Raw genomic sequence first — 21,640 nt, 5'->3', positions numbered from 1 at the left:
ACCGGTCGGTCGTGCCGCGCGTCCGACAGGTCCGCGTCCCCCGCCGCTGCGCGCACCGTCGCCGGAGCGGGGTCGACGGGGCTAGCGTCGGACCGGTGACCGACGACAGACGCCGCGAGGTCGGCAGCAGCGACGCCCCGGTGGAGGACGAGATCCACGAGTCCTTCGACGCGATCGTCGAGGAGGGCGCCGAACGCCTGCAGCGCACGACCCGGGTCGTGCTGACGACCGGCTTCGCGGGCGGACTGGAGATCGGCCTCGGGGTGATGGGGTACCTCGCCGTCCTGCACGAGACCGACAGCCACCTCCTCGCGGGCCTGGCGTTCAGCATCGGGCTCATCGCGCTCTACCTGGCGCACAGCGAGCTCTTCACCGAGAACTTCCTCGTTCCCATCACGGCCCTCATCGCCCGGGAGGGCACGGTCGGTCAGCTGCTCCGGCTGTGGGTCGGCACCCTGCTCGCCAACCTCGCCGGCGGGTGGGTCGTGATGTGGCTCGTCGTGCAGGCGTTCCCGCAGTGGCACGGCGAGCTCGTCGAGGCCGGTCGGCACTACGTCGAGGCGCCCTTCGGCCTGCAGACCGCCGTCCTCGCCGTGCTCGGCGGCAGCACGATCACGCTCGTCACGAGGATGCAGCAGGGCACCGACTCGGACCCGGCGAAGATCGTCGCCGCCGTCGTCGGTGGCTTCCTGCTGTCCGGCCTGCAGCTCTTCCACTCGATCCTCGACTCGCTCCTGGTGTTCGGGGCGATCCAGGCGGGAGCGGAGCTGTCCTACGGGCAGTGGGCCGCGTGGTCCGGCTGGACGCTGCTGTTCAACGTCCTCGGCGGCCTCGTCCTCGTCACGGCGCTGCGGCTCGTGCGGTCCGCCGACCTCCTCCGTTCGCGGCGTCGGGACGCCCCGTCCGACCCGGCGCGGTCCGCGCGCGAGCGCGACGACGGCTGACGTCGGGCGCGACCCGGAACCGGACGGGAGGATCGTGGCGGTTCCGCCACGATCCTCCCGTCCGGTGTGGCGCCGGCCACGCGACCGGCGCAACGGATGTCGGTGCGGCTACGCCACGACGACCTTCGCCGCGACGAGCACGTCGTGCAGGTCGGGGCGGAGCGCCTCCTGCGAGGTGGTGCGCACCCGGACGACGAGCACGATGCCCGGCTTCGCGAACGCCCGCGCCACCGTCGCCGACCACGACCCGTCGGAGTCCTGCGACGCGACGGACAGGAACTGCGCCGTGCCGCCGGTCGCGGTGGGCAGGAGCTGCTCCTCGAGCCGCTCGACCGGCGCACCCGACGCCGTGAACATCCGCTCCGTGGCGGCGCGGTCCCCCGCCGTGGGGTCGAGGTCGGTGACCCGCTGCTGGGTGATGTTCGCGACCGAGCCGGCCGCGTTCGTGTACTCGCGGGACCCGGCGCTCGGGTCCTCGCCGGTCTGCGTCCAGCCGTCGAGCGCGGAGACCTCGAGCGCGAACGCGGGCAGCGCGCTCGCGGACAGCGCGTCGCCGTCCTCGAACCGGAGGTCGCGCGACGCGACGGCGGTCGGCGTGCTCGGGCTCGGCGCCGTGGTGGGCGTCGCGCTGGCGGTCGGCCGGACGGCCGCAGAGCGCTGCCCCGCGGGTGCCGGACCGGCGCACCCGGTGAGTGCGACGGCGACGACGAGCGCGGCGGCCGTCCGGGTGAGTGTGGTCGTGACGGACATGTGGATCCCCCTTGCCGCTGCCGAGCGCCCCGTGCACCGGCAGGTCCGTCCACCACGGTACCGACGGGCGACCGGGTGCGGTCCCGGCCAGGAACGGCCCGGGCGGTCAGGTGGTCAGTGCCCGGCCGCGCAGGCGGTCACTTGATCGCGCCCTTCGCGATGTCGCCGATGAACTGCCGCGCACCGATCAGGAACACCACGAGCAGGGGCAGCACGGAGAGCAGTGCGCCGGCCATCACCATGCTGTAGTTGTTCGCGAACGTCGTGTTCAGCTGTGCCATGGCGACCTGGAGGGTCAGGTGGTTCGGGTCGTTCAGCACGATGAGCGGCCAGAGGTAGTCGTTCCACGAGCCGATGAACGTGAAGATCCCGAGGAAGCCCAGACCCGGCCGGATGAGCGGGATGCAGACGGTCCACCACTGCCGGAAGAACCCGGCGCCGTCGATGACCGCGGCGTCGAGGAGCTCGTCGGGGATGCTCGACAGGATGTACTGCCGGAGCCAGAAGATGCCGAAGGCGTTCGCCGCGGCCGGGACGATGAGCGCCTGCAGGTGCCCCACCCAGCCGAGGTTCGTCATGGTGATGAACTGCGGGATGATCGACAGCTGCATCGGCAGCATGAACGTCACCAGGACGATCGTGAACAGGGTCTTCCGGAACGGGAAGTCGAACTTCGCGAAGGTGAACGCGGCGAGCGAGTCGAAGAACAGCACGAGCACCGTGACGCTGACCGAGACGATCACCGTGTTGAGGAGCGCCCCACCGAAGTCGATCTTCTGGAACACCTCGCCGATGTTCTGGAACAGCCAGGGTCCGGGGACGAACACGGGCGGCGACTTGTAGATGTCGCTCGTGGTGTTGCTCGCCATCACGAACAGCCAGTACAGCGGGAAGACCGAGACCACGGCGCCGATGGTGAGCAGCGTGTAGAGCACGACGCGGGACGCTCCCGGGCCGCGACGGCGGCGGCGGGTGACGGTGGTCCGGGTCGCCGGGGCGGCGGTGTCCGGGCGGGTCAGGACGGTCACGAGCGCGCCTCTTCCTTGCGGCCGGCGGTGAAGCGCCAGCTGATGATCGTGAACACGACGACGATGAGGAACACGCCCCACGCGATGGCGGCGCCGTAGCCGAAGCGGTTGAAGCCGAAGGCCTGCTGGTAGAAGTACAGGACCATCGTCAGGCCGCCCTGCCCCGCACCACCGCTGTTCGTCGAGCCGGCCGTCGTGGTGAGGACCTGCGCCTCGGTGAAGCTCTGCAGGCCCGTGATGGTGCTCACGACGAGCACGAAGATGACGGTCGGGCGCAGGAGCGGCAGCGTGATCGAGAAGAAGCTCCGGAAGGCACCGGCACCGTCGATCTTCGCGGCCTCGTAGACCTCGGCGCCGATCGACTGCATGCCCGCGAGGAAGATGATCGCGTTGTACCCGGTCCACTGGTACGTGATGAGCAGCGACACCGTGACCTGGATCCCGAGCGGGGTCGACAGCCACGGCACGGCGGGCAGCCCGATCCCCTGCAGCAGCGTGTTCGCGAGCCCGAAGTTCTGGCCGAAGATCGACCCGAACAGCACCGCCATCGCGACGACCGAGGTGATGTTCGGCACGAAGTAGGCGATCCGGAACGCCGTGCTGAAGCGGACGGCGTTGTTGAGCATGGCGGCGACGGCGATCGCGATGACGAGCATCGGGAAGGTCGACAGGGCGAAGATGACGAAGGTGTTCCGGATCGACAGGTAGAAGGTCGGGTCGGCGAACAGCTTCTGGAAGTTCTCGAGCCCGACCCACGTCGGGTCCCCCAGCCCGTTCCAGTCCTGGAACGACAGCACGAGCGAGTAGAGCGTCGGGTACAGGCCGAACGCGATGAACAGGACGAAGAACGGCGCGACCGCCAGGTACATCGGCCAGGTGCGGCGGAGGCCCCGCCGGCGGGGCCGGGTCTGCTGGCCCGGCCCCGCGAGCGACGGCGCGACGGTCGTCGTCACTTCGCTGACTCCAGCGCGGCCTTCGCGGCCTTGACGGCGTCGTTCCACGCCTGGTCGGGGTCCTTGCCGCCCTGGACGTTCGTCAGCTCGGTCAGGTACGGCGCGCCGACCTGCGCGTCGTACGGGCTGGTGTACTTCGTCGGCATCGACGCGATCGACTCCCGGAACACCGAGACCGTGTCCTGCCCGCCGAAGAACGTGTCCCCGCTCGTGAGGGCCGACTCGGTGAGCGCCTTCGACGAGGACGGGAAGTTGCCGACCTGGCTGTAGGTCGTCGCCTGGGCGGACGGGGCGACCATGGCCTCGATGACCTTGAGCGCGGTCTTCTTGTCGGCGGTCGACGCCGGGATGGTGAGGAACGAGCCGCCGGCGTTGCCCGGGCCGCCGGGGGTGGCCGTGACCCGCCACTTGCCCGAGGTGTCCGGTGCGGCACTCTTGATGTCACCGGCGTGCCAGGCGGCCCCGATCACGGTCGGGAGCTTGCCCTGGTTCACCGCCGACGCCCAGTCCGGGCTGCCGTCCTCGATGCCCGCGACGACACCGTCCTGCTTCGCGGTGACCGCACGGTCCCACGCTTCCTTCACGGTCGCGTCGTCGCCGGTGAACTTCCCCGACCCGCTCACGAAGCCGCTGTCGGCCTGCGCCATCGACCACGAGAACACGTCGCCCATGGACACCTCGAGCGAGGCGCCCGTCTTGGCCTTGAGCTCCTTGCCGAAGGCGAAGTACTTGTCCCAGGTGCTCGTCGCGTCGGCGACGGCGGCCGGGTCGCTCGGGAGTCCGGCCTTCGCCAGCACGTCCTCGCGGTAGAACAGCGCGGACGGGCCGATGTCGGTCGGGATGCCGATGAGCTTGCCGTCGGCGGTCGTGGCCTCGGCCAGCTTCCACTTCGGGAACTGCGCCAGGTACGACGCGGGGACGAGGTCCTTCAGGTCGGTGAACAGGCTCGACTGCTGCAGGAAGTAGGGCATGTCCTCGCCCTTGACGCCGGTGACCGACGGGATGTTCGTCTTGCCGGTGAAGGTCGTGACGAGCTTCTGCTTGAAGTCGCCGCCGATCACGTTGACCTGGAGCTTGTCGGACGCGAACTCCTTCTTGGCGTTCGACACGACCGAGTCGCCGACGGCGCCGGGCCAGAGCCAGGCGGTGAGCTTGCCGGTCGAGGCCGATGATCCGGCCGTGCAGCCGGTGAGGACGAGGGCGGCCGCGACCGCGGTGGCGAGGACCGCGGCGGTGCGGCGACGCTTCGTGGTGGTGCGCATGGGGTCTCCTGGGGTCGGGGGAAGGGAGCGGGTGCGGTGGTGCGGGTGGGTCAGGGGGTCCGGATCGCCGGTCCGGCGAGGACCGACGGGAGGCTCGTGGTGACGAAGCCGTACCGGTCCGGGTCCGCGGCGGCCGGGTTGGCGGCCAGCCACGGGGCGAGTTCGGCGCGTCGGGGCGCGCCTGCGGCGCCGCCCGGTCGCGAGACGGTGATCGCCGCGACGAGCGCGGCGAGGTCGATGCGCTCGCGGAGCGGCAGCTCGGCGAGCGTCCCGACGGCGAGGGCCGCGCAGAACACGTCACCGGCGCCGGTGCTGTCCACGGCGCGGACCCGGACCGGCGGCACGACGACCTGCTCCCCGGTGGACGAGTCGACCGCGACCACGCCGTCGGCGCCGAGCGTCACGACGGCGAGGGGCACCCGCTCGGCGAGCAGGCGCGCGGCACGGACCGGGTCGTCGGTGCGCGTGTAGGCGAGGGCCTCGTGCGCGTTCGGGGTGAAGGCGTACGCACCGTCGATCGCGTCGAGGAGCGCGGGGTCCCAGGCGCCGGTCGGGTCCCATCCGACGTCCGCGAAGACCCGCAGGCCGCGGTCGGCACTCCCGCGGACCCACTCGGCGGTGGACGCGTCGACGTGCAGGGCCGCGACGCGACCGCCCGTCGGCGGGAGCAGGTCGGGCAGCGCGAGCGGTGTGGGGGTCCCGCCGGTGACGATCGCGCGGTCGCCGTCGTGGTCGATGCACGCGCTGACCGGGAGCGCCCACCCGGCGACCTCCCGGAGGAGCGCCGTGCCGATCCCCTCGCGGACGAGGGCCGCGCGGCAGAGCCCCGACAGGTCGTCGTCGCCGACCGCGGCGCAGACGTCCGTGGACGCGCCGAGCCGGGCTGCGGCGATCGCGAAGTTGGCGATGCCGCCGGGGGTCCAGCCGAAGTGCGGTGTCCAGACCTCCTGCCCGGGCACGGGGGCCTGGGGCAGGTCGGCGAAGACGGCGTCGAAGAACAGCTGGCCCGCGACGAGCACGCCGGCGTCGGTGCTGCGGTGCGTTCGATCGTCCATCGGATCTCCGTCGGCTCTGGTGGTGTTGTGGAAGCTACAACACCGATCGATCAAGAGCAAGCAACTTTTTGTTCGTTCATGCTTGCGTTCTGAGCGAAGTTGATCGGTATGCTGCTCGGCATGAAGGACATCCGGGACATCGCGATCCTCGACCACCTGCGGGCGGCACGGGCGGCGTCGGTGACCGACCTCGCCGAGGCGACGGGGTCGAGCATCGCCACGATCCGCCGCGACCTGCAGCGGCTCGACGAGGCCGGACTGCTCCGTCGGACCCGGGGCGGCGCCGTCCTGGCGGACCCGCACGAGGGCGACGCCCCCTTCCCGGAGGTCGAGACCGTGAACCGTGACGCGAAGGCCAGGATCGCCCGGGCCGCGGCCGAGCTGGTCGAGGACGGGCACACCGTCGTGCTCGACATCGGCACGACCGTGCTCCAGCTCGCGCTCCTGCTGCGCGGGCGGCCGATCACCGTCATCACCGCGAACATGGCGGTGTTCGAGGCCCTCAAGGACGCCCCCGCGACGCACCTCGTGCTCCTGCCGGGCGACTACGACCCCGTGTACCACTGCGTCTCGGGGCACCTGACCACCGACTCGCTCCGCCTGATCCGCGCCGACCACGCCTTCCTCGGCGTCAGCGGGATCTCGGCGAGCGGCGACCTGCGCGACACCACGATCGCGCAGGTCCCCGTCAAGCAGGCGATCGCCGACGCGTGCGACGAGGTCACCGTCCTCGCCGACAGCAGCAAGTTCCCCGGCACCGGGGCGGCACGCATCGACCTGCCCAGCTCGATCGTGCGGGTCGTCACCGACGACGAACCGCCGGTCCCGGTCGCCGCCGCGTTCGCCGCGCACGGCGTGGAGGTCATCGTCACGTGAAGCTCGTCATGATCGGCGGTGGCGGGTTCCGCACACCGCTCGTGTACTCCGCCCTGCTCCGCGACCGCGCCCCCGGGCGGGTCACCGAGGTCGCCCTCGTCGACGTCGACGCGGCCCGCCTCACCACGATGGCCCGGATCCTCGCCGACCAGGCCGACGGCGTCGCGGACGCGCCGACCGTCTCCGTGCACACCGACGTCGAGGAAGCGCTGCCCGGCGCCGACTTCGTCTTCTCGGCGATCCGCGTCGCCGGCATGGAGGGCCGTGCGGCGGACGAGCGCATCGGGCAGTCGCACGGCGTGATCGGCCAGGAGACGGTGGGCTTCGGGGGCATCTCGTACGCCCTCCGCACGCTCCCCACGGTGATGGCGCTCGCCCGGACCATCCAGCGCCTGGCGCCTGATGCCTGGGTGATCAACTTCACGAACCCCGCCGGCGTCGTCACCGAGGCGATGTCCACGGTCCTCGGGCACCGGGTGATCGGCATCTGCGACTCCCCCATCGGGCTCGCCCGTCGAGCACTCGGCACGATCGGCGTGCAGCACGGGCCCGACGTCGAACTCGAGTACGCGGGCCTGAACCACCTCGGCTGGCTCACCGCGATCCGCGTCGACGGCGTCGACCGGCTGCCCGAGGTCCTCGCCGACGCCGGGCGGATCGAGTCCTTCGAGGAGGGCAAGCTCTTCGGTGCCGAGTGGATCCAGGCCCTCGGCGCGCTGCCGAACGAGTACCTGCACTACTACGCCTACCGCCGCGACGTCCTGCAGGCCGACCAGTACGCCCCGCACACCCGGGCGCGGTACCTCGTCGAGCAGCAGGACCGGTTCTGGGCCGCCGCGGCGTCGTGCGACCACCCGTTCCACGCCTGGCAGGACAGCCGGAACGAGCGCGAGGCCACCTACATGGCGACGAACCGCGACTCCGCCGGGATGGGCGACCGCGACCTCGAGGACATGACCTCGGGCGGCTACGAGGACGTCGCACTCGCGCTCATGCGCGGCATCGCGTACGACCAGCGCGCCCGGCTCATCCTGAACGTCCGGAACGGCGGCGCCCTCGCCGGACTCGACGACGACGCCGTCGTCGAGGTCCCCTGCACGGTCGACGCGACCGGTGCCCACCCGGTCCCCGGCGCCCGCGTGCCCGACTTCGGGCTCGGCACCGTGACCGCCGTGAAGTACGTCGAACGGCAGACCATCGAGGCGGCACTGCACGGCTCCCGCGCCGCCGCCCTCCGCGCCCTCGCGCACCACCCGCTCGTCGACTCGGTGCGCGTCGCCCGCGCCCTGCTCGAGGACGCGCGGTCCACGTTCCCGCACCTGTCCTACCTGACCTGACCCGCTCCTCCCGGCCGTCCCCAGCCCACCGCCCGGTCCGCCCCTCCCAGGAAGCCCGCCATGCACCAGAACCAGCAGCTCGTCGAGGCGCGCATCGAGCGCGTCCTGAACGAGCGGATCGTCCCCGCCGTCCACCAGGCCCGCACGCCCGTGACCCTCGCCGCATGGCAGGTGCCGGACGAACCCGTCCCGGCGGCCGAGGCGCTCGCCGCCGAGTACCGACCGTTCGCGGTCGGCGAGTCCTGGGGGCGGGCGTGGTCGACGTGGTGGTTCGAGGTGACCGGGGCCGTCCCGGCGGAGTGGGCCGGACGGACCGTAGAGCTGCTCGTCGACCCGGGCTTCCAGGGCGACTGGCCCGGCAACCAGGCCGAGGGGCTCCTGCACACGCCGGACGGCACCCCGGTGAAGGGCATCCACCCGCGGAACCACCACCTGCGCATCACGGACCGGGCCGTCGGCGGCGAGCAGGTGCACCTGTACCTGGAGATGGCGGCGAACCCGGACATCCTGGTGAACGAGTTCGTCCCGACGACGTTCGGCTCGAAGCGGACCGCGCCCGAGACCCCGATCTACACCTTCCGCACCGCCGAGCTCGCCGTGTTCGAGCCCGAGGTCTGGGCGCTGCGCTTCGACGTCGAGGTGCTGTTCCAGATGGTGAAGGAGCTCCCGGAGGCCGACCCGCGCCGCCACGAGGTGCTGCGCGACCTGGAGCGCGCGATGGACGTCCTGGCGCTCGACGACGTCGTCGGCACCGCGGCGGCCGCCCGGGCCGAGCTCGCCGGGGCCCTCGCCAGCCCCGCGAACCCGTCCGCGCACCGCCTGAGCGGCATCGGCCACGCGCACATCGACACGGCCTGGCTCTGGCCGATCCGCGAGACCAAGCGGAAGACCGGCCGGACGTTCTCCAACGTGCTCGCGCTGGCCGAGCAGTACCCGGACTTCAAGTTCGCGGCCTCGAGTGCCCAGCAGTACGCCTGGGTCAAGGAGCGCTACCCCACGGTGTTCGCGGGCATCAAGGCGGCGATCGCCCGCGGCCAGTGGATCGTCGTCGGCTCGCAGTGGATCGAGCCGGACGGCAACCTGCCCGGCGGCGAGGCCATGGTGCGCCAGGTCACGCAGGGGCTGCGCTTCTTCGCCGACGAGCTCGACGTCGAGACGCACGGCATCTGGCTGCCCGACTCGTTCGGCTACACGGCGGCCTTCCCGCAGATCGCGAAGCTCGCCGGGCTGGAGTGGTTCCTCACACAGAAGCTGTCCTGGAACCAGACGAACACGTTCCCGCACCACACGTTCTGGTGGGAGGGCATCGACGGCTCCCGGATCTTCACGCACTTCCCGCCGATCGACACCTACAACGCGACGCTCGAGGGCGAGGAACTCCACCACGCGGTCCGGCAGTTCCGCGAGAAGGGCGCCGCGACGACGTCCCTCGTGCCGTTCGGCTACGGCGACGGCGGCGGCGGCCCGATCCGCGAGATGATGGAGCGCCAGCGCCGCGTCGAGTCGCTCGAGGGATCGCCCCGGGTGGAGGTCGAGCACCCGGACGACTTCTTCGCCCGGGCCCGCGAGGAGTACCCGGACGCCCCCGTCTGGGTCGGCGAGCTCTACCTCGAGCTGCACCGCGGCACGTTCACCTCGCACGCCCGCGAGAAGCGCGGCAACCGCCGGGCCGAGCACCTGCTGCGCGAAGCCGAGCTCTGGTCGACCGCCGCCGCACTGCAGGGGGCGCCGTACCCGTACGAGTGCCTGGACGAGCTCTGGCAGGCCACGCTCCTGCAGCAGTTCCACGACATCCTGCCCGGCTCGTCGATCCGCTGGGTGCACGAGGAGAACGAGGAGAGCTACCGGCGCAACCACGCCGAGATCGAGCAGCTCACCGCGCGGGCCCTCGCCCACCTCGGCGCCGCCGGGGTCGTCGCGAACGCCGCGGACCACGACCGCCGCGAGCTCGTCCTCGACGCGGCCGGCACCCCCGTCGGCGTGGTCGAGGCCCGTGCGCACGCGCTCTCCCCGCTGACCGTCGTCACACCGGAGCACCCGGTCACGGCGACGCAGGGCGCGGACGGCACCGTCCTCGACAACGGCCTGGTCCGCGTGCACGTCGACGGCGACGGGCTCGTCCACTCGATCGTCGACCTCGCCCACGACCGGGAGCTCGTGCCCGCTGACCGCTCGGCGAACCTGCTGCACCTGCACGAGGACCTGCCGAACGCGTGGGACGCGTGGGACGTCGACGCGCACTACCGGCGCTCCGTCGTGGAACTCCGCGCCGCCGAGTCCGTCGAGCTCACCACCGACGGCGACCTGCGCGCCGTCGTCCGGGTCCGCCGGGTGTTCGGGTCCTCCGAGCTCGTGCAGACGATCGCCGTACACGCCGACGACGTCCGCGTCCACCTCGGGGTCGACCTGGAGTGGCGGGAGCGCGAGAAGCTCCTCAAGGCGTCGCTGCCCTTCGTCGTGCACGCGCAGCACCACAGCGCCGAGATCCAGTTCGGGCACCTGCGCCGACCGACCCACACCAACACCTCGTGGGACGACGCCCGCTTCGAGGTGATGGCGCACCGCTGGGTGCACGTCGAGGAACCCGGCTACGGCGTCGGCGTGACGAACGCCGGCACGTACGGCCACGACGTCACCCGGCGCGTCGGCGTACACGGCGAGGTCGAGACCGAGGTCCGTCTCAGCCTGGTGCGCGGGGCGCAGTCCCCCGACCCCGAGCAGGACCTCGGGCACCACACCTTCGCCTACTCCGTGCACCCGGGCGCGGACGTCGCGGCGGTCGTCGCGAGCGGGTACGACGAGAACCTGCCGCTGCGGGTGGTCCCCGTGGCGGGCGACACCGCTGCCGACGGCACGGGCGCGTCCGTGGCGGCACCGGTCGTGTCGTCGTCGCCCGGGGTCCGCGTCGAGTCGGTGAAGCTCGCCGACGACCGATCCGGCGACGTCGTGGTCCGGCTGTACGAGGCGCTCGGCGCCCGCTCCGACACGGAGCTCGACCTGCGGATCGACGCGGTGGCCGTCGAGCAGGTGGACCTGCGCGAGCGTCCCCTCGCGGACCCCGCGCTCACGGCGCGGCGCTTCGCGTGGTCGGGTGGGACGGTCGCGCTCGGGCTGCGGCCGTTCCAGGTGATGACCCTGCGCATCCGACCGCGCGGCGCCTGAGGCTGTAGGAGCCGCGGCGGCGGGAGCCGCGGCGGGGCCGCGTCGACGGACTGGAGGCACGGTGCGGTTGAGCCGATCGGCTCACCGGCACCATGCCTCCGATCGCGTGCCGTGCCACCATCGGAGCATGCCTGACCACGGACGACCCCTGGCACGACTCGGCTTCCTGACCATCGGGTCCTTCGACCCCGCGGCACCGGGAGCGGGACACGAGGACACCCTCCGCACGATCGAACGCGCCGAGGCGCTCGGCTTCGACAGCGCCTGGCTCCGCCACCGACACCTGCAGCACGGCATCTCGTCCCCCGTCGCGGTCATGGCAGCTGCGTCACAGCGGACCTCCCGCATCGCGCTCGGCACCGCCGTCACACCGATCGGTGCGGAGAACCCGTTCCGCCTGGCCGAGGACCTGGCCACGGTCGACGTGCTGCTCGGCGGGCGGCTGCAACCGGGCTTCTCGTCCGGGACGCCGATGCACTACGACCTGTACCGCGAAGCGATCCACCCCGACACCGCCGAGCACGAGGACCTCGGCGAAGGACGGCTGCTGCGCTTCCGCGACCTCGTCCGGGGCGACCCGGTCACCGGGCCCGTCGGACGCCGGGGCATCGAGGAGTTCGCCTCCACGGTCCAACCGCACAGCCCGGGCCTGGTCGACCGGCTCTGGTACGGCACCGGGAGCACGCGCTCGGCGGTCTGGGCCGCGCGGAACGGGTTCCACCTGCTCACGTCGAGCGTCACCCGGAGCGAGGTCGGCACGGACTTCGCCGCGAACCAGCGCGCCCAGGTCGAGGCCTACCTCGACGCACATCCCACGCCGGAGCACGCGCGGGTCTCGCAGGGACTCGTCGTCGTGCCGACGGACACCGCGACGCCCGAACAGGTAGCGCGGTACCGGGCCTACGCCGCGTCCCGCGCGGACCGGGTCGGCGTCCCGCAGGGGCCGGCGGGCATGCTGTTCGCCGCCGACCTGGTCGGGACGTCCACCGAGATCGCGGACCGTCTGCGCGCGGACGCCGGGTACCAGGTCGCGACGGAGGTCGCCTTCGCCCTGCCGTTCTCGTTCGCACCGAACGACTACACGCAGATCGTGACGGACATCGCGGAGCGCCTGGGCCCCGAGCTCGGCTGGTCCCCCACGCCCCGCGTCTGACACCCCGAGGTCCGGCCTGCCCGCGCCGACCGGTGGGTCACCGTCGGCGTTCGACGGTCACCGGACCGCGCCCGCACCCGCGGCCAGGGCCGCGGCGATCCTCGACCGCGCTACCGACGCGGGTGTGTCACGGCACCGGGTTCCCACGCGACCCCGGCGGTCGGCGCAACGGCCCACAGAGCGGGCCGATCTCGACCACGTCGGTACCGGAGGCGCGGTGGTCACCCGCACCGCGCCTCCCGTCCTCTGCCGGACGCGGCAGCGCAACCCGACCAACGGAGGAATCCGACTCCGTCTCACGCGGGTCCGCCGTCGACGGGTGGAGCCGCCGCACCTCGGCGTGCATCCGCTCCCACGTGGTCTCACCGGCAGCCCACCGGTCCTGCAGCTCGTGCACCGCATCGGACGCACGACCTCCTTCGAGAGCGGTGGACACCCGTGCTTCATCGACGATCTGTCGCCGCCGGTCGTGCTCATCGGGGCTCAGCCGCGTAGACCGTCGCGGTCGGAGCACGGGGAAGCCGTACTTCGCTTCGAGCTGCGCCGCCGCTTCTTCGTACGTCAGCGAGCCGTCGAGGATGCCGCGCGCCCGCCCCAGCGCCTCGGCGTCGGGGAAGTGCCCGGCGAGCTGCTGACCCTTCTCGATCATCGCCATGGCCTGCTCGAGTGCGTCACGGCTCAGCGGCCGTCGATCGTCGTTCATCGCACCCCTCCAGAAGATGCAGCGAGCGTCGCTCGTGCGGCCGCCGCCGAGCGCCGACGGTGCGGCACCGCGACCGTCGTCACTGGTTGTTTCCAGTTCGTCGTGGTGCGGTGAGCGGGTGATGTTCTTCGCCGACGAACCGGACCCGCTCGATGCTGCACCCATGGACGAGCCTCCTCGGGATCCACGGCACGGGCCATCGGAGGATGAGCTGCCGGGTGTGCTCGGGTACGGGCTGCGGTGGGGATCGAGTGCGAACGCGATGGTCGTCGTCGAAGCGGCTCGTGTCTTCTCCGACGGGGTCATGTTCCAGGTCGGTCGGCAACTCCGCCGCGGTGATCTGAGCGTGCGAGCGTTCCAGCAGCTGGTTCACGAGGACCACTTCTACGCCTCGGACGAGGACCGCCGAGCGCGACTCCGGTACGGAGCGGTCCTTGCTGACGGGCAGCACGTCACCGACGGCTACCCGTTCGGCCGCGACAGTGAAGGCACCGGAGCCGTGTTGATGCGGCACGGTGGCGGGGGCGGTGGGGGCGCGTCGTCGTACCGGTACACCGACGAACTCTGGCTGCACCCCCTTCCACCGACAGGACCGCTCGAGCTCGTCGTGCAGTGGCCATCGCTCGGCCTCCCCGAACAGCGCGTCGCCCTCCCCGCGGCAGACATGCTCCAAGCGGCTGAACAGGTCACCGCGCTCTGGCCAGATTGAGGTCATCACTCGCGACTGGACCCTGCACATCTCGGTAGCCGATCGATGACCGAGACGTCAGCGACGGCTTCGGTGGGTCCCGTTCAACTCGTTGCGGACGGAGTGGAGGGTGACGTAGGCCGTGTCCAGGCGCGGTCCGGCACTCAGGAAGAGCAGCAGCACGTAGCTGGCGAAGGCGACGGCCATCGCGGCGAAGAATCCGTGAACGGCGCCGGTCTGCGGATCGGACATGAAGTTCATCCCGAGGAACAGCGTGAGCGCAGCCGCAGCAGAGAACAGCGACGCCACGAGCAAGTGGGCTGCTGACTCGTCCAAGGCGTCTCGATCGAACCGCTCAGTGTCACGGGACTGCCCATGGCGTCTCAGTAGCCGATGACGATCGCTGTGGGCCGCATCATCGGTGCCGACCATCTACCGGTACCGACCACGAAGCCCCCGACTGCTCACTCCGGCCGGGGGCTTCGTCCTGCTGGATGCGGTTGCTGCGGATCGCGGACGCTTTGCTCAGTGGACTGTGATCGGGGCCGCGAGCAATGCGTCGATCTGGGTGCTGGTCGGTGCTGTTGCTGGTCCGTGTTGTGTCACTGCGAGGGCGGCGGCGGCGTTGGCGCGTCGAACCGCAGCAGTCAATGGATCCCCGCGAGTCAGGGCTGCGATGAGCACGCCGCCGTGAGCGTCACCTGCACCGTTCGAGTCCACCGCATCGACGGTGAAGCCTGGAACCAGGATTGGGCTGTGTCCGGGCTCGGCGACCCAGCAACCTGCTGCACCGTCACGGGCCAGCGCGACGCCGCGTGCACGCCCGGCGATCGCGGCGACTGCCCCGGATAGCTCGGCCTTGGTCGGCGCCATCAGCCGTGCCTCGCGCGCGTTGGCGCTGACAACGTCGGCCCTCGTCATCACGGGGTCCAGCACCGTGTGCGACAGCGTGTCGACCAGCGGGGAGGGATCAAGAACGACGCGCACGTCGTCGGGGACGGTGCTCAGCCAGTCGGCGATGGCTGGACCGTTGGTGGTGTGAGCGAGCCCGTAGCCGGATACGAACACCGTGTCTTCAGAGCGGAGCTCGACCCGGTCGAGGTCCGCTCGGGTGAGGCGACCCTCTGCTCCGACGCTCGTGACGAACGTGCGCTCGGTCGATGCGTCCACCAGTGCGACGCAGTAGCCGCTGTCGACGTCCTCGAGCCCGGGCTGGACGACGTCGACGCCGGACTCCTCGAGAGCTGCGCGGACGACGTCGCCGAACGGTCCCGTGCCGTACTGGCCCGCGAAGACCACCGACAGACCGTCGCGGGCAGCGGCGACCATGGTGTTGAGGCCACCGCCGGCGGTGATCGACGACGCCGAGGCGATGACGTCCCCTCCCGGTTCCGGGACGGCGTCGACGCGCAGGACGATGTCGACTATGACGTTGCCGACGGAGACGAGCCGCCCCATCAGGACCGGGCCTCCGTCGGAGCGACGACCTGACCGCGTGCTCCGCCGGTGAGCAGGTACGCTGCCGCCGCGACGACGAAGGTGACGACCCAGCCGAGGCCGTTCGCGCCGATCCAGCTGTCTGACAGCGCACCGACGTAGATCGGGTGCGCGCTGCCGACCTGGATCGAGGTGAAGAGGAAGCCGACGACGATCGCGACGACCCAGGCGCCGAGGGCTCCCCACGCGACGCCGCCGCGGTACCAGTAGCGGCCGCCGGGGCGCAGGTCGAGGAGTGCCGTCGGGTCGTACCAGCGGCGGCGGAGCATGTCGGCGGTGAACACGCCGAGCCAGGCGGTGATCGGTACGGCGAGCACGGAGATGAACGTGATGAACGGCGCGTAGAAGCCGTCCGCGACGAGCATGAAGTACATCGCTCCGAGCGTTGTGACGACCACGTCGACTCCGACCGCCCAGACCCGGGGCACCTTGACGCCGAGTGTGAGCGTCGTGAGGCTCGCCGAGTAGACGGAGAGGTGGTTCGACAGCAGCAGCCCGCCGAACGCAGCGATGAGGTACGGAATCGCCATCCAGCTCGGCAGCAGATCACGGATTGCTGCAACCGGGTCACCGGCCTGCGCTAGGGTCGGATCGCCTGCGGAGACGAGGGCGCCGAGGCCGACCAGAACGACCAGTGGAATCCCGGCTCCGGCCGCGCTCGCGCTGATGAGTGCGCCGGCCTTCACCGACGTGCGGGTGTAGCGGGCGATGTCCGCGCCCGCGGTTGCCCATCCGATGCCGGTGCCCGCGGCGATGGTGCCGACACCGATCACCAGCGCGGCGACGGGGCCCGCGGGCTGGGAGCCGACGACGTCCCAGTTGACGCGGACGATCAGGAAGACAGCGACGAAGACGTTGAGGGCGCCGAACACCCAGGTCGCCCACTTCTGCACGGCGACGATGAACGCGTGCCCGAGGCCGGAGACGAGCACGGTCGCGGCGACGAACACGAGGATTGCGACGATGGTCAGCACCGGGTTCGCTTTGGCGTCTCCGTTGGTACCGAACAGGATCGTGAAGAGCGACAGGAGCACGAAGGCCGCTGTGGTGGTGTTCACGGTCTCCCACCCGAGGCGGGACAGCAGCGACACGGCGGTCGGTCCGATGTTGCCGCGGACACCGAACACCGCCCTGCTCAGGGTCAGCCCGGGCGCGCCACCTCGGCGGCCGGCGATCGAGATGACGCCAACGACCGCGAAGGAGCCGGCGGCGCCGATCACCGCGACGAGCAGCGCCTGCCAGATGTTGAGGCGCTGGAACGCTACGAGGGTCGCGCCGAGGGGTAGGCCGAGGATCGAGATGTTCGCCGCGAACCAAACCCAGAAGAGGGCGCCTGGTGCGCCGTTGCGTTCATCGTGGGGGACGGGTTCGATGCCGCGTTGCTCGATCGTGGTCAGGGTGCCACTGGAGAGCGTGGTGGTGTCTTGGGCCATGGGGTCCTCTTACATCATTGGAAGGGTGCTGCACGAAAGGGATGATCGGACGGCGGCGGCCACGGAGAACCGCCACCCTCCGGTCAGGTCAGGCCGATTGACGGAGCGCGAGAAGCCCGTCGACCAGCGGATCGAGTCTCAGGTGATTGACGGTGGTGACGGCGTCCACCGCATCGGAAGGCCAGGCGTCAGGTCCGTGTACCGCTCCGAGGACGGCACCCGCCATCGCAGCGATCGTGTCGGTGTCGCCGCCGATCGATGCCGCCGTGCACAGCGTCTCCCAGGGGTCTTCGTCGAGCGATACGAGGGCGAGCGCTGCGACGACGGATTCCTGGCTGGCGACACTCGTGCCGATGAGTTGTGAGACGGCGTCGATGCGATCGGCCGGCGGCACGGTCGGTAGATACTCGATTGCCCACGTCGTCCGGGCCGCGATGTCGGCACCAGCGATCCAGTGGCCGCGATGGGTGCCGATCGTTGCGGCAGCGATCGCGGCGTCGAGCGCTTCGGCTCGGGTGGCGCCGTCGATTCCGGCGCTCACACCGGCGGCGATCGCGCTTGCGCCCGCTATACCGAGCCCAGTGTCGTGGGTCACACGTGAGGCGTTCTGCACGGCGTCGACCAAGCGGACGAGGTCGACTGACGGAACGGCGATCCCGACCGGGGTGATGCGCATCGCGGCGCCGTTGGTGGTGCCGGTCGATCCGGCTTCGGACGCCGGGACACCGTCGAGGATCCTCTGCACGGCAGTTTTGGTACTCGGCCCCAGTAGATCGAGCGAGCCTTTTGCCTCCATCGCACGTTCCCACGTGATGAGTGCTTCGGCGAAGCGGGTCGGGTGGAGTCGCCCTCTGCCTTCGAGGAGCAACTCGGCGACGAGCACAGCCTGTTCGGTGTCGTCGGTGATCGTGCCCGCGGGCATGCCGGCAGCGATTCGCTGGTGCGGTCCGGCGTCGACGAAGCCGGTGATCCTCCCGTGGTCAGCGCGGATCTGCGCGAGTGACATGGATTGGGTCGGCATGCCGAGGGCGTCGCCGATCGCGAGGCCGGTCATCGCGGCAAGAGCAGCGGTCTGGTGAGTCACGGAGTCCTGTCGGGTCGAGAGTGTGGTCACGGCGCTGTTCCGAAACGCATGTGCAGTCGGAAGCGATCTGGGTCGAGCAGACTGTCGACGCGCTCGACGAACACGCCTTCGGCGGTCCGCGAGACGCGGCGGCTTCGAAGAAAGGGTGTGCCGTCGGCGCGCTCGAGCAGGCGGGCATCGTTCGTGTCGAGCGGCACGACGTCGATCCACTGCTCGGCGCTGGAAGGGATGAGGCCGGCTTCGGCGATGGTGGCGGTGAGCGAGTCGTCGACGAGGCCTTCGATGATCGCGGACGCAAGACGTCCCACGTGCGGCAGGATGCTCCGCTCGAGCGATACGGGCCGCTCGCCGGTGACGGCACGGATGCGGTCCACCGCGACGAACACGGGAGTGGCCGCGTCGAGCTCAGCTTGCAGGTCCGGACTGTCCAGGCGCTCGATCCGCAGGATACGAGTCGTTACCTCGGTGCCCGAGGCAGCGATCGAGCGGGCCCATCCGCCGCGTGGATCGAGCGTCGCCCCGTCGAATGTCACGACCGACCCGACACCCCCGTGAGTCGAGATGTACTCATCGTCAGCCAGGTCTGCGAGAGCGGCGCGAACGGTGCCGCGGCTCACTTCATAGCGAGCAGCGAGGTCGTGCTCACCCGGCAGACGTTCACCGGCTCGGTACCGTCCCGTGGCGATCGCGTCACGGAGGGCGTCAGCGACCAAGCGTCGCTTCGATGAGACAGGCATGGCCGAAAGAGTACATGTACAAGACCTGTTCAACAACCACTACGAGTTGATGCTCGCGGACGATGGCGGTCGCAACTCGTCAACGCACCACCCGCCAGGTGTTGCGGACGATCGGAGAGGCGGCGCGTGAGGTCGGCGATGGCCGTCGCGCGGGAGTTTGGTAGCCCTCGCGTCGTGCTCGTCGGTTGCGAGACAGGGCCGAAGCGGCTCCGAGTGCGAAGTGGGTAGCGTCGGCGGCGGCTACAGGAGCGCCGGTACGGGTGTCCGACAGCCGGTCATTCAGCGGGCACCGCCTGCCCGCCTCTTCTCGCCACGACGGCTCCTGTCTCAGATGGCTGGTCCGGTGATGGTCTCACCGAGGGCTCGGTATGTGGACGTCGGAGCCGCTTCCTCCTGGCGCGGTCATGGGTCGTCGTCGTTCGATCGGTTCGCTCGAGGAGGACGGGCGCGGCACGGCGGTGTGTGCGCCGCCGGAGCTGTCGCCGGTGCTTGCGTACTTCCAGTCACCCGATCGTCTGGTCCGACGAGGTGTCGCTCGGGCGCCACGCCTGGCCGTTGACGCAGTTCCGGTGGAAGCAGGTCACCGCGAGACCGAGCTGGTCACGAGCGCCACGTCGAGTCCCGCCGCGGAGAGCCGGCTGACGGAGCCCCGGCTTCCCACTCAGGCGCGACCTCTCCGCAACCAGTCCGCGAACGTCACGACACCCACCACCATCACCACGACGCAGACGACGAGGGACGCACCAGCGAAGCCGCCGCCGACGCCGAGCACCAGGCACGCGTCGCCGAGGACGCACGCCGTGATCGACCGGATCAGGAGTACGGGGCTCTCCACGCGGAAGCCTGCTCTCGCTCGTCGAACCTCTGGACGGCGTCCGTTGCACAGCCGTTGTCCGGCCGCGATGACTCGAAGCCGTTCTACCGGGGCAGCGCGTGCCACCAGCGGATCAGCAACGCATCCTGGTGGGCCGGGACGGTCAGCCCGGTGCCGAGGGAATCGGTCGCGGTGACGTCGAGCGGCATCGGCACGGAGCCCCGCCGGTGCTCGTGCACCACGGACTCGTCCTCCTCCCCTCCCCCGGCGGGTGACAGAACGTGGTCTGCAGCTGCGTCACCGGGTCGGTGAGCGTGTCCGTACCGGCGTACTGATCCGCAGTCGCCGCACGACGACCGGCCGTGATCGCACGGCCGGTACGGAATCGCGGAGCGCCTGGGCCCGATCCCGGATGATCCCCCGCGCCCCGCACCTGACGGCGCCCGGCGGCCGCCGGACCGCCCGCCGCCCGCCGACCGCCGCCGCCGCCGCCCCTACCGCTTCAGGTTCGTCAGCTCCTGCAGCACCTCGTCGCTCGTCGTGATGATGCGCGCGTTCGCCTGGAACCCGCGCTGCGCGACGATCAGGTTCGTGAACTCCTGCGACAGGTCGACGTTCGACATCTCGAGCGTGCCCGACGCCAGCTGCCCGACCCCGGGGTCGCCCGGCGCACCGACGGTCGCCTGCCCCGAGTTCGCGGTGGCGCGGTAGCCCGACGCCCCGGTCTTCTCGAGGCCGGCCGGGTTCGCGAAGGTCGCGAGCGCGATGCGGCCGATCGCCAGCGATGCGCCGTTCGAGAAGGTGCCGACGACGGTGCCGTCCTTCGCGATCGAGTAGCCCTGCAGGGTGCCGGCGGCCTTGCCGTTCTGCGACGCGATCGAGGACGTGTCGAGCGTCGCGAAGCCGCTGAGCTGCGTCATGTCCACGGCGATCCCGCCGACGGTCAGCGAGCCACCGGCGGTGAGCTTGCCGTCCGCACCGAAGGTCAGCGTGCCGGTCCCGGTGCCGCCCTGGCCGTCGGTGCCGGCGACGGACCACCCGGTGGCGGTCCGCGTGTACGTCAGGGTGAGGGTCTGCTTGGTGCCGGACGCGTCGAACACCGTCGACTCGCGTACGCGCGTCCCGCCCACGGCGGTCTCCGACGGCAGGTTGCCGGTGACGGAAGCGGTCGTGGTGCGCGTGGCCGGTGCGGCGGCGTCGAGCGGCAGGACGATGTCCCCGAGCTGTCCGCCCTGGTTCACGACGCCGTTCGTCGCGGGGTAGCCCTGCACGATCTTGCCGTCGGCGGACACCAGGCGACCGTCGGCGTCGAAGTCGAACGCGCCGGCGCGGGAGTACACGGTGTCGTTGCCGAGGCGCGTGACGAAGAAGCCGTCGCCGGAGATCATCAGGTCTGTGGCCTTGCCGGTGGCCTGCGCGGAGCCCTGTGCGAAGTTCGTCGAGACCCCGGCGACCTGGACGCCGAGACCGATCTGCGCGGGGTTCGTCCCGCCGATGCCGGTCTGCGGTCCCCCGGCGCCCTGGGTCATCTGCGACAGGGTGTCCTGGAAGACGGTGGACGACGACTTGAAGCCGACGGTGTTGACGTTCGCGATGTTGTTGCCCGTGACGTCGAGCATCTCCTGGTGGGAGCGGAGGCCGGAGATCCCGGAGTAGAGCGAGCGGAGCATGAGGTGTCCCTTTCAGAACGAAGAGCGAAGAGCGAAGAACGAAGGAGAAGAGAGGGACCGCGTCAGGCGGTCGTGATACCGGAGATCACGTCGAGGTCGACCTCCTTCCCGTTCACGGTCACGGTCGGCACGCTCGAGGCGTACGACACGGCGGTGGCGGTCCCCGTGACGGCGGATCCGGAGGCGGCGTCGGTGTAGCTGACCTGCTTCCCGACGAGGTTCGCGGCGGCGATGCGCATCTGCAGCGAGAAGTTCTCGTTCGCCGTCGTGGTCTGGTTGGTGACCTGCTCCATCATCGCGAGCTGCGTCTGCTGGCTGATCATCTGGTTCGTGTCCATCGGCGACGACGGGTCCTGGTTCCGCAGCTGTGTCACGAGGAGCTGCATGAACACCTCGGAGTCCATGGTCTGCGACTTCTTCGTGGTGCTGTTCGCCGCGAGGGCCGCGGCCTGCGCCGCGGTGTCGACGGAACCGGTGATGCCGGAGAGGGGCAT

General features: G+C 70.8%; 21 protein-coding genes. 6 read left to right on the top strand and 15 right to left on the bottom strand.

Annotation, left to right across the window (positions count from 1 at the left end; all coding sequences use genetic code 11):
• The first annotated feature begins 95 nt into the window (after positions 1–95).
• Positions 96–944, top strand: coding sequence for a formate/nitrite transporter family protein (locus FB462_RS08845; RefSeq protein ID WP_141861424.1), 849 nt, complete (start codon positions 96–98; stop codon positions 942–944).
• Positions 945–1,052: 108 nt separating this feature from the next.
• Here FB462_RS08845 and FB462_RS08840 read toward each other — a convergent pair whose 3' ends face one another.
• The 5 genes from FB462_RS08840 to FB462_RS08820 all read right to left on the bottom strand — a co-directional run bounded on the left by FB462_RS08840 (position 1,053) and on the right by FB462_RS08820 (position 5,992).
• Positions 1,053–1,694: a hypothetical protein gene (locus FB462_RS08840; RefSeq protein WP_141861421.1), complete on the bottom strand. Its 642-nt coding sequence runs from the start codon at positions 1,692–1,694 to the stop codon at positions 1,053–1,055.
• Positions 1,695–1,831: 137 nt separating this feature from the next.
• The gene (locus FB462_RS08835) at positions 1,832–2,722 is read right to left on the bottom strand and encodes a carbohydrate ABC transporter permease (RefSeq protein WP_229666707.1); all 891 of its coding nucleotides are present in this window, start codon (positions 2,720–2,722) and stop codon (positions 1,832–1,834) included.
• Positions 2,719–3,675 (bottom strand): carbohydrate ABC transporter permease, encoded by a 957-nt coding sequence (locus FB462_RS08830; RefSeq protein ID WP_229666709.1) that lies wholly within the window; start codon positions 3,673–3,675, stop codon positions 2,719–2,721. Before FB462_RS08830 ends, FB462_RS08835 begins: the two co-directional genes overlap by 4 nt.
• The gene (locus FB462_RS08825) at positions 3,672–4,937 is read right to left on the bottom strand and encodes an ABC transporter substrate-binding protein (protein ID WP_141861419.1); all 1,266 of its coding nucleotides are present in this window, start codon (positions 4,935–4,937) and stop codon (positions 3,672–3,674) included. The genes FB462_RS08830 and FB462_RS08825 overlap by 4 nt, the downstream gene beginning before the upstream one ends.
• A 50-nt stretch (positions 4,938–4,987) precedes the next feature.
• On the bottom strand, positions 4,988–5,992 hold the full coding sequence (locus FB462_RS08820) for a carbohydrate kinase family protein (protein ID WP_141861417.1): 1,005 nt from the start codon (positions 5,990–5,992) through the stop codon (positions 4,988–4,990).
• Positions 5,993–6,112: 120 nt separating this feature from the next.
• Between FB462_RS08820 and FB462_RS08815 the strand changes: the two genes are divergently transcribed.
• From FB462_RS08815 to FB462_RS08800, 4 genes are all read left to right on the top strand, one after another.
• On the top strand, positions 6,113–6,868 hold the full coding sequence (locus tag FB462_RS08815) for a DeoR/GlpR family DNA-binding transcription regulator (protein ID WP_058741775.1): 756 nt from the start codon (positions 6,113–6,115) through the stop codon (positions 6,866–6,868).
• Positions 6,865–8,205, top strand: coding sequence for a 6-phospho-beta-glucosidase (locus tag FB462_RS08810; protein ID WP_114851068.1), 1,341 nt, complete (start codon positions 6,865–6,867; stop codon positions 8,203–8,205). The genes FB462_RS08815 and FB462_RS08810 overlap by 4 nt, the downstream gene beginning before the upstream one ends.
• A gap of 60 nt (positions 8,206–8,265) precedes the next feature.
• The gene (locus FB462_RS08805) at positions 8,266–11,367 is read left to right on the top strand and encodes an alpha-mannosidase (protein ID WP_141861415.1); all 3,102 of its coding nucleotides are present in this window, start codon (positions 8,266–8,268) and stop codon (positions 11,365–11,367) included.
• Positions 11,368–11,494: 127 nt separating this feature from the next.
• Positions 11,495–12,520: an LLM class flavin-dependent oxidoreductase gene (locus FB462_RS08800; protein WP_141861413.1), complete on the top strand. Its 1,026-nt coding sequence runs from the start codon at positions 11,495–11,497 to the stop codon at positions 12,518–12,520.
• Between the two features lie 127 nt (positions 12,521–12,647).
• On the opposite strand, the gene FB462_RS17510 is transcribed toward FB462_RS08800, so the two are convergent.
• On the bottom strand, positions 12,648–13,388 hold the full coding sequence (locus tag FB462_RS17510; RefSeq protein WP_188868836.1) for an antitoxin VbhA family protein: 741 nt from the start codon (positions 13,386–13,388) through the stop codon (positions 12,648–12,650).
• Positions 13,389–13,485: 97 nt separating this feature from the next.
• Here FB462_RS17510 and FB462_RS08790 point away from each other — a divergent pair, with 97 nt between their 5' ends.
• The gene (locus tag FB462_RS08790; protein ID WP_167510060.1) at positions 13,486–13,932 is read left to right on the top strand and encodes a hypothetical protein; all 447 of its coding nucleotides are present in this window, start codon (positions 13,486–13,488) and stop codon (positions 13,930–13,932) included.
• A gap of 57 nt (positions 13,933–13,989) precedes the next feature.
• Here the strand turns inward: FB462_RS08790 and FB462_RS08785 are convergent, their stop codons facing one another.
• From FB462_RS08785 to FB462_RS08755, 9 genes are all read right to left on the bottom strand, one after another.
• The gene (locus tag FB462_RS08785) at positions 13,990–14,247 is read right to left on the bottom strand and encodes a hypothetical protein (protein ID WP_167510059.1); all 258 of its coding nucleotides are present in this window, start codon (positions 14,245–14,247) and stop codon (positions 13,990–13,992) included.
• 189 nt (positions 14,248–14,436) lie between these two features.
• The gene (locus tag FB462_RS08780) at positions 14,437–15,369 is read right to left on the bottom strand and encodes a PfkB family carbohydrate kinase (protein ID WP_141861411.1); all 933 of its coding nucleotides are present in this window, start codon (positions 15,367–15,369) and stop codon (positions 14,437–14,439) included.
• Positions 15,369–16,841 (bottom strand): purine-cytosine permease family protein, encoded by a 1,473-nt coding sequence (locus FB462_RS08775; RefSeq protein WP_114851062.1) that lies wholly within the window; start codon positions 16,839–16,841, stop codon positions 15,369–15,371. The genes FB462_RS08780 and FB462_RS08775 overlap by 1 nt, the downstream gene beginning before the upstream one ends.
• 88 nt (positions 16,842–16,929) lie before the next feature.
• Entirely contained in the window at positions 16,930–17,955 is a 1,026-nt protein-coding gene (locus FB462_RS08770; RefSeq protein WP_229666711.1) for an ADP-ribosylglycohydrolase family protein, read from the bottom strand.
• The gene (locus tag FB462_RS08765) at positions 17,952–18,638 is read right to left on the bottom strand and encodes a GntR family transcriptional regulator (protein WP_244289133.1); all 687 of its coding nucleotides are present in this window, start codon (positions 18,636–18,638) and stop codon (positions 17,952–17,954) included. Before FB462_RS08765 ends, FB462_RS08770 begins: the two co-directional genes overlap by 4 nt.
• Positions 18,639–19,323: 685 nt before the next feature.
• The gene (locus FB462_RS17340; protein ID WP_167510058.1) at positions 19,324–19,497 is read right to left on the bottom strand and encodes a hypothetical protein; all 174 of its coding nucleotides are present in this window, start codon (positions 19,495–19,497) and stop codon (positions 19,324–19,326) included.
• Between the two features lie 83 nt (positions 19,498–19,580).
• Complete coding sequence (locus FB462_RS17335) at positions 19,581–19,718, bottom strand: hypothetical protein (RefSeq protein ID WP_167510057.1); 138 nt, start codon at positions 19,716–19,718, stop codon at positions 19,581–19,583.
• Positions 19,719–19,970: 252 nt separating this feature from the next.
• Entirely contained in the window at positions 19,971–21,146 is a 1,176-nt protein-coding gene (locus FB462_RS08760; protein ID WP_114851060.1) for a flagellar hook protein FlgE, read from the bottom strand.
• Positions 21,147–21,208: 62 nt separating this feature from the next.
• Positions 21,209–21,640 (bottom strand): flagellar hook assembly protein FlgD, encoded by a 432-nt coding sequence (locus tag FB462_RS08755; protein WP_141861407.1) that lies wholly within the window; start codon positions 21,638–21,640, stop codon positions 21,209–21,211.

Origin of the sequence: Curtobacterium citreum (assembly GCF_006715175.1) — a bacterium.
Lineage (GTDB): Bacteria > Actinomycetota > Actinomycetes > Actinomycetales > Microbacteriaceae > Curtobacterium > Curtobacterium citreum.
This window is presented reverse-complemented; position numbering and strand designations above follow the sequence as displayed.